12 protein-coding genes are annotated in these 12,336 nt (G+C 55.2%); 11 read left to right on the forward strand and 1 reads right to left on the reverse strand.

The window, feature by feature from the left end:
• Window positions 1-132: 132 nt before the first annotated feature.
• Window positions 133-468 (reverse strand): DUF2002 family protein, encoded by a 336-nt coding sequence (locus AC6I8I_RS14695; protein WP_031376461.1) that lies wholly within the window; start codon window positions 466-468, stop codon window positions 133-135.
• A gap of 153 nt (window positions 469-621) precedes the next feature.
• Between AC6I8I_RS14695 and AC6I8I_RS14700 the strand changes: the two genes are divergently transcribed.
• The 11 genes from AC6I8I_RS14700 to emrA all read left to right on the forward strand — a co-directional run bounded on the left by AC6I8I_RS14700 (window position 622) and on the right by emrA (window position 12,323).
• On the forward strand, window positions 622-939 hold the full coding sequence (locus AC6I8I_RS14700) for a DUF883 family protein (RefSeq protein WP_031376460.1): 318 nt from the start codon (window positions 622-624) through the stop codon (window positions 937-939).
• Window positions 940-1,241: 302 nt separating this feature from the next.
• A complete protein-coding gene (locus tag AC6I8I_RS14705) occupies window positions 1,242-1,484 on the forward strand; it encodes a redoxin NrdH (RefSeq protein WP_312055189.1) in 243 nt (80 codons plus the stop codon).
• Between the two features lie 4 nt (window positions 1,485-1,488).
• On the forward strand, window positions 1,489-1,902 hold the full coding sequence (gene nrdI / locus AC6I8I_RS14710) for a class Ib ribonucleoside-diphosphate reductase assembly flavoprotein NrdI (RefSeq protein ID WP_312759110.1): 414 nt from the start codon (window positions 1,489-1,491) through the stop codon (window positions 1,900-1,902).
• Window positions 1,872-4,010: a class 1b ribonucleoside-diphosphate reductase subunit alpha gene (gene nrdE, locus AC6I8I_RS14715; protein WP_497828011.1), complete on the forward strand. Its 2,139-nt coding sequence runs from the start codon at window positions 1,872-1,874 to the stop codon at window positions 4,008-4,010. Before nrdI ends, nrdE begins: the two co-directional genes overlap by 31 nt.
• Window positions 4,011-4,018: 8 nt before the next feature.
• Window positions 4,019-4,978, forward strand: coding sequence for a class 1b ribonucleoside-diphosphate reductase subunit beta (gene nrdF, locus AC6I8I_RS14720; protein ID WP_497828012.1), 960 nt, complete (start codon window positions 4,019-4,021; stop codon window positions 4,976-4,978).
• Between the two features lie 503 nt (window positions 4,979-5,481).
• A complete protein-coding gene (gene proV, locus AC6I8I_RS14725; protein WP_497828013.1) occupies window positions 5,482-6,678 on the forward strand; it encodes a glycine betaine/L-proline ABC transporter ATP-binding protein ProV in 1,197 nt (398 codons plus the stop codon).
• Window positions 6,675-7,769 carry a glycine betaine/L-proline ABC transporter permease ProW gene (proW, locus tag AC6I8I_RS14730; protein WP_497828014.1) on the forward strand — a complete coding sequence of 365 codons (1,095 nt, stop codon included), beginning with the start codon at window positions 6,675-6,677 and terminating at the stop codon, window positions 7,767-7,769. The genes proV and proW overlap by 4 nt, the downstream gene beginning before the upstream one ends.
• Before the next feature lie 61 nt (window positions 7,770-7,830).
• Complete coding sequence (proX, locus tag AC6I8I_RS14735; protein ID WP_312055193.1) at window positions 7,831-8,829, forward strand: glycine betaine/L-proline ABC transporter substrate-binding protein ProX; 999 nt, start codon at window positions 7,831-7,833, stop codon at window positions 8,827-8,829.
• 146 nt (window positions 8,830-8,975) lie between these two features.
• On the forward strand, window positions 8,976-10,163 hold the full coding sequence (locus AC6I8I_RS14740) for an MFS transporter (RefSeq protein WP_312759116.1): 1,188 nt from the start codon (window positions 8,976-8,978) through the stop codon (window positions 10,161-10,163).
• A gap of 306 nt (window positions 10,164-10,469) precedes the next feature.
• On the forward strand, window positions 10,470-11,000 hold the full coding sequence (gene mprA / locus AC6I8I_RS14745) for a transcriptional repressor MprA (protein WP_031376453.1): 531 nt from the start codon (window positions 10,470-10,472) through the stop codon (window positions 10,998-11,000).
• Window positions 11,001-11,150: 150 nt separating this feature from the next.
• Window positions 11,151-12,323: a multidrug efflux MFS transporter periplasmic adaptor subunit EmrA gene (gene emrA, locus AC6I8I_RS14750; protein ID WP_312055195.1), complete on the forward strand. Its 1,173-nt coding sequence runs from the start codon at window positions 11,151-11,153 to the stop codon at window positions 12,321-12,323.
• Window positions 12,324-12,336 lie beyond the last annotated feature (13 nt).

A 12,336-nucleotide genomic window follows, 5' to 3' on the forward strand; every position in this document is an offset into this window, starting at 1 on the left:
TTTATCCGTATGGACGTCTAAACATCTATAGTGAAGGGTTTTATACGCGTCACAGCGGTGAATTGCAATGAATTGCCGGGGGTAGGATTGGGGAGAGGGGTTCAGTGCCCCGTCGCGGCGGGGCCTGATGCGTTAGCCGAAAACGCTCTGTAGATAACGTTCCAGCGCCATGCGGGAACTGAATCCGTGCGGGATGCCGTAATGTTCCTGAGAATCACCCGCCAGGTAGAGAGGGAATTGGGTGTAGTGATCGCAGGTCTTCATTTCAGAAGCCGGTTCAGCGAACGGCTGGCTCTTCTCTTTCAGTGTCGGATGAATCACCAGTGCCGTGCGCCCCATACGCGCTTCACGATTCACATAAACATAGTTGTCACCACGGCGATAACCATAAGCCCGTGGGGTGATCTCATCCACTTCGAAACCCGCTTTTTCCAGTACGCGCGCTACCTCATCTGGTCGTAAATACATGCTCGATCCTCTCCTCTTTCAAAAGCTTCGCAACCTTACCTCAGCATGACAGAGTGGGCATTCGGAATTTTCCCTAAAGCCCATTCTCGCGTCTCGTTTATCGCAAGGTCGTCTACACTAAGTATTACGTTTTAAATCAAAGGGAGCCAAAAAATGTTTAATCGAACCGTAAAAAACGATGACATTGATATCAATCAGGATGTTAACGAACTCGCTGACTCACTTGAAGCACTGCTGAAATCTTACGGCAGCGATGCTAAAGATGAAGTCGATTCTGCACGCAGCCAGGCAGAAGCGTTGCTGAAGCAGACGCGCGCACGCCTGAACGGCGGCAGCAACCGTGTGGCTCAGGTTGCCCGTGACGCTGGCGCGCAGGTTGATACTTATGTGCATGACAAACCATGGCACGGTGTCGGCGTCGGTGCCGCCATTGGTCTGGTATTCGGCGTGCTGCTGGCTTCACGCCGCTAAGCGCACTGCCTTATATCATCCGAGCCTCGCCCCGTGCGGGGCTTTTTTATGCCCGTTTTTTGAGCGTTAAAATTTACAAATCAATTCCCTGCCCCTGAAGGCGCATTGCCACTGGCTTTGCCGCACTGACGCAAATGCAAATCGCAAAACCCTATATCTAGTGGGCTTGACCATACAAAACGCTACATCTAGTATTTATCTCATCAGCACGACGCCCGATGTCCCGTTGAACGAAGCCCGCCACCTGCGGCGCCTGCTTCGTTTCCCGGCATCCGCTCCGCATACAGAGGGAAATACGAATCATGCGCATTATTATTTACACTAAAGATAATTGTGTCCAGTGCAACGCCACCAAAAACGCGCTGGATCGCCAGGGTATTACCTATCAGCTGATCAACCTGGATAGCCAGCCAGAGGCGATCGACAACCTGAAATCACTGGGATACCGCCAGGTGCCGGTGGTGATGGCGGATGACGATCACTGGAGCGGCTTCCGTCCGGACAAAATCGCCTCGCTGCGCCAGCTCGCCGCTGTCGGAGGGTAAAGCGATGTTCCCACTGGTCTATTTTTCCAGCCAGTCGGAAAACACCCACCGGTTTATCCTGCGCCTCGGCTTACCGGCCCGGCGCATCCCGCTCGATGCGACACAGTCACTGCACACCGACCAGCCTTACATTCTGGTGGTGCCGAGCTATGGCGGGGGCAGCAGCCGTGGCGCAGTGCCACGTCAGGTGATTCAGTTTCTTAATGATGAAGCTAACCGCCGCGGCATCCGTGGGGTGATCGCAGCCGGTAACCGTAACTTCGGTGCCGGTTACTGCCTGGCCGGCAGCATCATTGCAAAAAAATGTCAGGTTCCCTGTCTCTACCGCTTTGAGCTGATGGGAACGCCTGACGATATCGCGAAAGTTAAAGCGGGAGTAACCCAATTTTGGCAACAACAGATACCCTCAACACCGTGACGCTGGACTACCACGCGCTCAACGCCATGCTCAACCTGTACGACGCCGATGGCCGGATTCAGTTTGATAAGGATCGCGAAGCGACGCGTCAGTTCTTCCTGCAGCACGTGCAGCCCAATACCGTGCCTTTCACCAGTAACACCGAGCGATTGCGCTATCTGGTGGCGGAGGGCTATTACGAAGCTGAGGTGCTGAACCAGTACGATTTTGACTTCCTGCTTAAACTGCACGCTGTGGCGGAAAATTGGGGCTTTGAATTCAAAACCTTTCTCGGTGCCTGGAAGTTCTACACCAGCTACACGCTGAAAACCTTTGACGGCAAACGTTACCTCGAAAGCTTTGAGCAGCGGGCCTGTATGGTCGCGTTGACGCTGGCGCAGGGTGATGAAAACCTGTCGCGTTCACTGCTGGAAGAGATACTCAGCGGCCGCTTCCAGCCCGCTACACCGACCTTCCTTAACTGCGGCAAGCAGCAGCGCGGCGAGCTGGTCTCCTGCTTCCTGCTGCGTATTGAAGACAATATGGAGTCGATTGGCCGTGCGGTGAACTCGGCGCTACAGCTGTCGAAGCGCGGCGGCGGCGTCGCTTTCCTGCTGTCGAACCTGCGCGAATCAGGCGCACCGATCAAACGCATCGAAAACCAGTCATCGGGGGTGATCCCGGTGATGAAAATGCTGGAAGATGCCTTCTCCTACGCCAATCAGCTCGGTGCACGCCAGGGCGCGGGCGCGGTGTGGCTCAACGCACACCATCCCGATATTTTCCGCTTCCTCGACACCAAACGTGAAAATGCCGATGAGAAGATCCGCATTAAAACCCTGTCGCTCGGCGTGGTGATCCCCGATATCACCTTCCAGCTGGCGAAAGAGAACCAGCCGATGGCGCTGTTCTCACCCTATGACGTGGAGCGTATCTACGGCCAGGCGTTTGGCGACATTAGCATCAGCGAAAAGTATCACGAGATGCTGACGGATGATCGCATCCGCAAAACCTATATTCAGCCGCGCGACTTCTTTCAGACGCTGGCCGAAATCCAGTTCGAGTCGGGCTATCCCTACATCATGTTTGAAGACAGCGTGAACCGCAGTAACCCGATCGCCGGCCGCATCAATATGAGTAACCTGTGCTCCGAAATTCTGCAGGTAAACAGCGCCAGCGAATATTTTGACGATCTCAGCTATCGCCGGGTCGGCAAAGATATCTCCTGTAATCTCGGTTCGCTGAATATTGCCCACGCCATGGATTCGCGTGACCTGGCACGCACCGTCGATGTGGCGGTCCGCGCCCTCACCGCCGTCTCCATGATGAGCGAGATCGGCTCGGTGCCGTCCGTGGCCGAAGGCAACCGCCGCTCACATGCGATTGGCCTCGGTCAGATGAACCTGCACGGCTATCTGGCGCGCGAAGGCATGGCCTACGGTTCACCGGAAGCGCTGGACTTCACCAATCTCTACTTCTATTGCATCACCTACTATGCGCTGCGCACCTCGAACCAGCTGGCGCGGGAACGGCAGCAGAGTTTTGACGGCTTTGCTGATTCACAGTACGCCAGCGGCCGCTACTTCGATAAATACCTTCAGCAGGCATGGCGTCCGCGCACCGAACGGGTGGCGCAACTGTTTGCTGATGCCGGTATTACGCTGCCAACCCAGGCGGACTGGCAGGCGCTGCGTGAGGCGGTAATGCAGCACGGTCTGTTTAATCAGAACCTGCAGGCGATTCCACCGACCGGTTCGATCTCGTACATCAACCATGCCACCTCCAGCATTCATCCGATCGTGTCACGCATTGAGATCCGCAAAGAGGGCAAAACCGGTCGCGTCTATTATCCCGCGCCGTTTATGACCAACGACAATCTCGATCTCTATCAGGATGCGTATCAGGTTGGGCCGGAAGCGATTATTGATACCTACGCCGAAGCCACGCAGCACGTCGATCAGGGCCTGTCACTGACGCTGTTCTTCCGCGATGACGTCACCACCCGTGACATCAACAAAGCGCAGATTTACGCGTGGAAAAAAGGCATCAAAACGCTCTATTACATCCGACTGCGCCAGATGGCGCTTCAAGGCACAGAGGTTCAGGGCTGCGTCTCCTGCGCACTGTGATAAAAACTATGCAACTAAAACAGATTCAAGCGATTAACTGGAACCGGATTCAGGATGACAAAGATCTTGAGGTCTGGAACCGCCTGACCAGCAACTTCTGGCTACCGGAAAAAGTGCCGCTCTCCAACGATCTGCCCGCCTGGCAGACGCTGGATGCGCAGCAACAGCAGCTGACTATACGGGTCTTCACCGGCCTGACGTTGCTCGATACCATTCAGAATGTGATTGGTGCGCCGGGCCTGATGGACGATGCGCTGACGCCACACGAAGAGGCGGTGCTGTCGAACATCAGCTTTATGGAGGCGGTCCATGCCCGCTCCTACAGTTCGATCTTCTCGACGCTGTGTAACACGCAGGATGTCGATGCGGCCTATCAGTGGAGCGAAGAGAATGCGCCGCTGCAAAATAAAGCGCGCATCATTCTTGAGCATTACCGGGCCGATGACCCGCTGAAGAAGAAGATTGCCAGCGTGTTCCTTGAGTCGTTCCTGTTCTACTCCGGCTTCTGGCTGCCGATGTACTGGTCAAGCCGCGGTAAGCTGACCAACACCGCCGATCTGATCCGTCTGATTATTCGTGATGAGGCGGTACACGGCTACTACATCGGTTATAAGTTCCAGAAAGCGCTGGAAACGGCGGATGATCTGCGCCGCGAAGAGCTGCAACAGTTCGCTTACGACCTGCTGCTGGCGCTGTATGAGAACGAAATCGCCTACACCGAAGCGCTGTATGCCGATGTCGGCTGGGTTGAAGAGGTGAAAACCTTCTTACACTACAACGCCAACAAAGCCCTGATGAATCTGGGTTATGAGGCGCTGTTCCCGGCCGAGCTGACGGCGGTGAATCCGGCCATTCTGTCGGCGCTCTCGCCAAATGCCGACGAAAACCACGATTTCTTCTCCGGTTCCGGCTCCTCCTATGTGATGGGAAAAGCGGTCGAAACCGAAGACGAAGACTGGAACTTCTGATCCCTGCCGGGTGCAGCCATGCCGCGCCCGGTACTGCCCTTTTCATTCCCCTTCCCGGCCCGCCCGCTGCGGTTTTACCCCTGCGTATTCACTCCACGCCGCCTTGCCGTAATTGGCCTTTTTCACCAACACTGAGACTGGCATAATATCGGTTTTTCAACGGCGATTATTCTGCTGCAAAAAGTCGATGACTAAGACGATTATTTCCTACTATCGGTCACCTTTATTCTGGCAATATTTGCCGTTTACGAGCGCCCATTTTCCGTCTTTGCCGTGGAAAAGCGGCCGAAATGCCAATAATTTCGCGTTCAATTCATAAAAAATTAATCTGCGCTGATCCCTTGTGAGCACTGACGATAATCGGCATTGGCTGGCCTGACGCCACGCCAATATTGGTCAGCAGGGTTGTCAGATGATCTCAGTGTGCTACGGTATGGCCTGCTCAAATTTCAGTGGAACAGGCAGATAAATAGTAAATATACCAACCAGGATTTAATTACTGCATGGCAATTAAACTCGAAGTAAAAAATCTCTATAAGATATTTGGTGATAATCCGGACCGCGCATTTAAATATATTGAAAAGGGGGCAACCAAAGAAGTGATCCTTGAGAAGACCGGTCTCTCTCTCGGGGTAAAGAACGCCAGTCTGGCCATTGAAGAAGGCGAGATATTCGTCATCATGGGGTTATCCGGTTCAGGAAAATCGACCATGGTTCGCCTTCTCAATCGTCTGATAGAGCCGACACGCGGCCAGGTGATTATTGACGGTGTCGATATTGCAAAAATATCCGACAGCGAACTGCGCGAGGTGCGCAGAAATAAAATCAGTATGGTATTCCAGTCATTTGCGTTAATGCCGCACATGAATGTACTGAATAATAGTGCGTTCGGCATGGAATTAGCCGGAGTACCGCTGGCTGAACGGCAGGAAAAAGCATTAGACGCGTTACGTCAGGTCGGGCTGGAGAATTATGCCCACGCCTACCCGGATGAACTTTCCGGCGGCATGCGTCAGCGCGTCGGATTAGCCCGCGCGCTGGCGATTAATCCCGATATATTATTAATGGATGAAGCCTTCTCTGCGCTGGATCCATTGATTCGTACCGAGATGCAGGATGAGCTGGTCAAATTACAGGCGCGGCAACAGCGTACCATCGTCTTTATTTCCCACGATCTGGATGAAGCAATGCGTATTGGCGATCGGATTGCCATTATGCAGGGCGGCGAAGTAGTCCAGGTTGGTACCCCGGATGAAATCCTGAATAATCCGGCCAATGACTATGTGCGCACCTTCTTCCGTGGGGTGGATATCAGCCATGTCTTCAGCGCCAAAGATATCGCCCGTCGCAGCGCCGGCGCGCTAATCCGTAAGGCGGCCGGTTTCGGTCCACGCTCCGCCATCAAACTGCTGCAGGATGAAGATCGCGATTACGGCTACGTGCTGGAAAAGCAGAAATTTATCGGCGTCGTCTCCACCGATTCGCTGAAAGCCGCGCTGGCAGCCGGCGAAGGGATAGACAGCGCGCTGCTCGACGCACCGGCTGCGGTTCCCGCAGATACCTCACTGAACGATTTACTTTCTCACGTTGCCCAGGCCCCCTGCGCGGTGCCGGTGGTCGGTGAGGAGAATCAGTACGTCGGTATCATTTCCAAAAGCACGCTGTTGCGCGCATTAGATCGTGAAGGAGCCCAGCCATGAGTCAGGACACCAGCAATCCGTGGGAAAGCGGCAGCGCCGCCTCCACCAGCAGTCAGAGCGCGCCCGCCAGCAGCGGCGGCACCGATGCATGGGGCACGCCGGATGGCAGTACAACACCGGATGCGGCCAGCAGTGACTGGCTGCACAGCGCACCGGCGGCCCAGCCTGAACACTTCAATATTCTGCACCCGTTCCACAAAACCTGGATTCCGCTCGATCACTGGGTAACTGACGGTATCGACTGGGTGGTGAATCATTTCCGGCCGCTGTTCCAGGGTATCCGGGTGCCGGTCGATTACATTCTCAGCGCCTTTCAGCAACTGCTGCTGGGCATGCCCGCGCCGGTCGCGATTGTGGTTTTCGCGCTGATTGCCTGGCAGATCGCCAGCCCGGCGATGGGAGTTGCCACGCTGATTTCGCTGGTACTGATTGGCGCGATTGGTGCCTGGTCGCAGGCGATGGTGACGCTGGCGCTGGTCCTCACCGCGCTGCTGTTCTGTATTCTGATCGGCCTGCCGCTAGGGATCTGGCTGGCCCGCAGTCAGCGCGCCGCACGCATTATCCGGCCGCTGCTGGATGCGATGCAGACCACGCCCGCCTTCGTCTATCTGGTGCCGATCGTGATGCTGTTTGGTATCGGTAACGTGCCTGGGGTGGTGGTGACGATTATCTTCGCCCTGCCGCCGATTGTTCGCCTGACCATTCTCGGGATTAAGCAGGTGCCGGCTGACCTGATCGAAGCGAGCGAATCGTTCGGTGCCAGTCCGCGCCAGCTGCTGTTCAAAGTGCAGTTGCCGCTGGCGATGCCGACCATTATGGCTGGCGTTAACCAGACGCTGATGCTGGCGCTGTCGATGGTGGTAATTGCCTCAATGATCGCCGTCGGCGGACTCGGCCAGATGGTACTGCGCGGCATTGGCCGTCTCGATATGGGGCTGGCAACGGTCGGCGGCGTCGGCATTGTGATCCTCGCCATTATTCTCGATCGCCTGACCCAATCCTTCGGCCGTGATAACCGCAGTCGTGGCAACCGTCACTGGTACCACAGCGGCCCGATTGGTCTGCTCCTCTCCCCGTTTCGTAAGAAATGAGTTTTCGGGCGACACCCGCGTGTCGCCCGCTCCGCTACAATCGAAAAAATAAGGAATTACTATGCGCAAGACAGCTCCTCTGCTGGCCGCCGTGTTAGCCACCTTTGCCGTTTCACAGGTTTCTGCAGCCGATCTACCCGGCAAAGGGATTACGGTGAAACCGATTCAGAGCACCATTTCTGAAGAGACTTTTCAGACCCTGATTGTCAGCCGCGCGCTGGAAAAGCTCGGTTATCAGGTCGAAAAACCGAGCGAAGTGGATTACAACGTCGGCTACACCACCATCGCTGCTGGCGATGCGACCTTTATCGCCACCAACTGGCAGCCGCTGCACGATGATATGTACAAAGCCGCCGGCGGCGATGCGAAGTTCTACCGTCAGGGCACTTACGTCACCGGTGCCGCCCAGGGTTATCTGATTGATAAAAAAACCGCTGAGCAGTATCACATCACCAATATTGAGCAGTTAAAGGATCCAAAAATCGCTGCGCTGTTTGATACCAACGGTGACGGCAAAGCGGATCTGACCGGTTGCACCCCTGGCTGGGGCTGTGAAGCGGTGATTAATCATCAGATCGAGGCGTTTGGCCTGAGTAAAACCGTTGAACACAATCAGGGTAACTATTCCGCCATGATTGCTGACACCATTACCCGCTTTAAGCAGGCTAAACCTATCCTTTATTACACCTGGACACCTTACTGGGTCAGCGATGTGATGAAGCCGGGTCGCGATGTCACCTGGCTGCAGGTGCCGTTCTCCTCAATGCCGGGCGAGCAGAAAAATGTCGATACCAAACTGCCAAACGGCGCGAACTACGGCTTCCCGGTGAATACCATGCACATTGTGGCCAACAAAGCCTGGGCTGAGAAAAACCCGGCGGCGGCCAGACTGTTCGCTGAAATGAAGCTGCCGCTGGCGGATATCAACGCTGAAAACGCCGCGATGCATGCCGGCCAGTCGTCAGAAGAGGCGATCAACGGTCACGTCGATGGCTGGATCAAAGCACACCAGGCTGAATTCGATAAATGGGTTAGCGACGCTCAGGCGGCTGCGCAGTAAGTTTTCTGGTTTCCTGCAGGGCGGATCTTTCCGCCCTTTTTTGTTTCTGTTAAACACACTGGTATGGCCTGTTAATAAAGATGCGTGTGAAATAGTTTTTTGAGTTATTATTAACCTCTTATGATTATTAGCTGCCGTTGTTGTTTATGAATGCTTCCCGTCAGGGTCTGACGCCTGCTTTAGTAATGTTGATGTCGGTAGCCACCGGGCTGTCCGTTGCCAGCAATTACTACGTTCAGCCCTTGCTCAGTACCATTGCTCACCAGTTCGATCTCTCAGTCAGCCTCGCCGGTTTTATCGTTACTACCGCGCAACTGGGCTATGCCTGCGGATTACTGCTGCTGGTGCCGCTCGGTGACCGATTCGAACGGCGCAGCCTGATCGTGACCATGATCCTGCTGGCTGCAGCGGGTATGGTGATCATCGCCCTCTCCCGCTCTTTCCTGTTTTTACTGCTCGGTACGCTGATGACCGGTCTGTTTTCGGTGGCGGCGCAAATTCTGGTGCCGCTGGCCGCGACGCTGGCTGAGCCGGAGCGGCGCGGCAAAATTGTCGGCACGGTGATGAGCGGCCTGCTGCTGGGTATCCTGCTGGCGCGAACCGTCGCCGGCGGGCTGGCACAACTTGGCGGCTGGCGCACGGTCTACTGGACCGCCAGCCTGTTGATGGCGGTGATGGCGCTGGCGCTGTGGCACTTCCTGCCGCGCATCAGCGTGTCGGTGACGATGAGCTATCGCCAGCTGCTGGCGTCAATTTTCAGGCTCTACGCCAGCAATCGGGTGATCCGTACCCGCGCCTGGACCGGCTGCCTCTCGTTTGCCAACTTCAGCCTGCTCTGGACCTCGATGGCCTTTTTGCTTTCAGCCGCGCCTTATCATTTTTCAGAGGGCGAAATTGGTCTGCTGGGACTGGTAGGTGCCGCCGGCGCGCTGGCGGCGCGTCAGGCGGGTTCGCTGGCAGATAAAGGTAAGGCGAAGCTCACTACCCGCATCGGCTTGCTGATTATGCTGCTGTCATGGATCGCGATTGCCTTCGGTGCCCACTCTCTTACGGCACTGATTATCGGCATTCTGTTGCTGGATCTGGCGGTGCAGGCGGTCCATATCACCAATCAAAGTGTGATTTATGCCCAGATGCCGGACGCGCGTAACCGCCTGAATGCCGGCTACATGACCAGTTATTTTATTGGCGGCGCAGCGGGTTCGCTGCTTTCCGCCACCGCCTACCATCTGTCCGGCTGGTACGGTGTGTGTAGCGCAGGCGCTGTCCTGACGCTGATTAACCTGTTGATTTGGTTTAACGGACAGCGGTATGAGCAAGCGAAAATGCGCTGAAGCGCAGGCCGGACAGCTGATTGAGTCTGGTCACATATGGTTAGGTTTGTTATGGTTAGTGATAAACCTATTCACTTCAGTTATTTTTCCTCGCGAAATTATTAAATTCGACACCTTTTATTGATCACGTCCCGGCGCATTCGCTGTTGCCGGGCGTACGGGTTTTTAACCCAGGGCCACGGATTGGCCTGGAATCGCCAGATGGTGGCAGCGTGACCCTGGTTCTACTCATCTGCCGAAAATGTGACTACGCTTAATCTGTCACCATAGTTATTATACAAGTTGCAATTAGTGAGGTTTTTTTTAATGGAAAGTTCGTTTACTCCCATTGAGCAGATGCTAAACATCCGTGCCAATCGCCATAAGGATTTTCCGTTACAGGAAATTATCCTTACGCGTCTCTGTATGCACATGCAGGGTAAACTGCTGGACAACCGCAACAAGATGCTGAAGGCACAGGGAATCAACGAAACCCTGTTCATGGCATTGATTACGCTGGATGCACAGGAGAACCAGAGTATTCAGCCGTCAGAGCTGAGCTCCGCCCTGGGATCATCACGGACCAACGCCACGCGTATTGCTGATGAGCTGGAAAAACGCGGCTGGATCGAGCGCCGTGAAAGCGATCATGATCGTCGCTGTCTGCACCTGCACCTGACCGAAAAAGGCAATGAGTTCTTACGTCAGCTGCTGCCGCCACAGCATCAGAGCCTGCAATATCTCTGGTCGTCACTGTCGGTCGATGAGAAGTCCCAGCTGGAAGGTATCACCCGTAAGTTACTTAACCGCCTCGATAAAATGGACGAAGATCAATTGATCGCCTCGCTGTCACGCTAATAGCAAGAAGTGCGACACAATCACCTGTCGAAACCGTTATTTTACTTTCCTTTTTTATCCGGCCAGCGCTCAGTCGCTGGCTTTTTCGACTCGGGCGCTTGCGGGAATGGATTTCTGCATCCCGACTAAATGGAAAACGTGGAGAAAGACATGAGTGCAACGGCAGAAGCACAAAGCCCGCAACCGTCAGCTAACAAAAAGAAGAAGCGCAAAAGTGTGCTCATCGTGCTGGCGCTGATCTTTGTGCTGATTGGAATTGCCTGGGGCGTCTACTGGTTCCTGGTGCTGCGCCATTTTCAGGAGACCGATGACGCTTACGTTGCGGGTAACCAGGTTCAGGTGATGGCACAGGTTTCCGGTAGCGTGAACAAAGTCTGGTTTGAAGATACCGACTTCGTTAAAAAAGGCGATGTGCTGGTTTCGCTGGATAAAACTGATGCGGAACAGGCGTTTGAAAAAGCACAGACCGCACTGGCCACCAGCGTACGTCAGACGCATCAGCTGATGATTAACGCGAAGCAGTATCAGGCGACCATCACCTTACGTCAGACGGCGCTGGCTCAGGCAGAAGCGGATCTGAAACGCCGTGAGCCGCTGGGTGCCTCGAATCTGATTGGCCGTGAAGAGTTACAGCACGCCCGTGATGCAGTGGCTTCTGCCAAAGCTGAGCTGGACGTGGCGGTACAGCAATACAACGCCAATCAGGCGATGATCCTCAATACCTCGCTGGAAAACCAGCCAGCGGTTAAACAGAGCGCCGCTGAACTGCGTGACGCCTGGCTGGCGCTGCAGCGGACCGAGATCCGCAGCCCGATGGACGGTTTTGTCTCACGCCGTAGCGTGCAGGTCGGTTCGCAAATCTCCCCCAGCACACCGCTGCTGGCGGTGGTGCCGGCGACCAATCTGTGGATCGACGCCAACTTCAAAGAGACCCAGCTGGCGGGCGTGCGCATCGGCCAACCGGCTACGGTGGTGGCTGATATCTACGGCGACGACGTGGTTTATCACGGCAAAGTGGTCGGGTTAGATATGGGCACCGGCAGCGCGTTCTCCCTGCTGCCTGCCCAGAACGCCACCGGTAACTGGATCAAAGTGGTTCAGCGTCTGCCGGTTCGTATCGAGCTTAACCCGCAGGATATCGAGCAGCATCCGCTGCGTATTGGTCTGTCGACGCTGGTGAAAATCGATACCACCAACACCGAGGGCAGCACCCTGGCGACCAGCGTGCGTCAGCAGGCGGCTTACAGCAGCAATGCGCTGGCGATTGACCTTGCGCCGGTCAATCAGCTGATCACCGATATCGTCCGCGCCAACGCCGGATGATGACGCGGAGGCT

It is taken from the genome of Pantoea sp. X-Soil-YNGN-775 (genome assembly GCF_059730575.1).

Excerpts from the sequence above, each read along its gene's own strand:
- AC6I8I_RS14705 (WP_312055189.1), top strand. The coding sequence starts at position 1,242 with ATGCGCATTATTATTTACACTAAAGATAATTGTGTCCAGTGCAACGCC.
- proW (WP_497828014.1), top strand. The coding sequence starts at position 6,675 with ATGAGTCAGGACACCAGCAATCCGTGGGAAAGCGGCAGCGCCGCCTCC.
- proV (WP_497828013.1), top strand. The coding sequence starts at position 5,482 with ATGGCAATTAAACTCGAAGTAAAAAATCTCTATAAGATATTTGGTGAT.
- AC6I8I_RS14695 (WP_031376461.1), bottom strand. The coding sequence starts at position 468 with ATGTATTTACGACCAGATGAGGTAGCGCGCGTACTGGAAAAAGCGGGT.
- mprA (WP_031376453.1), top strand. The coding sequence starts at position 10,470 with ATGGAAAGTTCGTTTACTCCCATTGAGCAGATGCTAAACATCCGTGCC.
- AC6I8I_RS14740 (WP_312759116.1), top strand. The coding sequence starts at position 8,976 with ATGAATGCTTCCCGTCAGGGTCTGACGCCTGCTTTAGTAATGTTGATG.
- proX (WP_312055193.1), top strand. The coding sequence starts at position 7,831 with ATGCGCAAGACAGCTCCTCTGCTGGCCGCCGTGTTAGCCACCTTTGCC.
- emrA (WP_312055195.1), top strand. The coding sequence starts at position 11,151 with ATGAGTGCAACGGCAGAAGCACAAAGCCCGCAACCGTCAGCTAACAAA.
- AC6I8I_RS14700 (WP_031376460.1), top strand. The coding sequence starts at position 622 with ATGTTTAATCGAACCGTAAAAAACGATGACATTGATATCAATCAGGAT.
- nrdI (WP_312759110.1), top strand. The coding sequence starts at position 1,489 with ATGTTCCCACTGGTCTATTTTTCCAGCCAGTCGGAAAACACCCACCGG.
- nrdF (WP_497828012.1), top strand. The coding sequence starts at position 4,019 with ATGCAACTAAAACAGATTCAAGCGATTAACTGGAACCGGATTCAGGAT.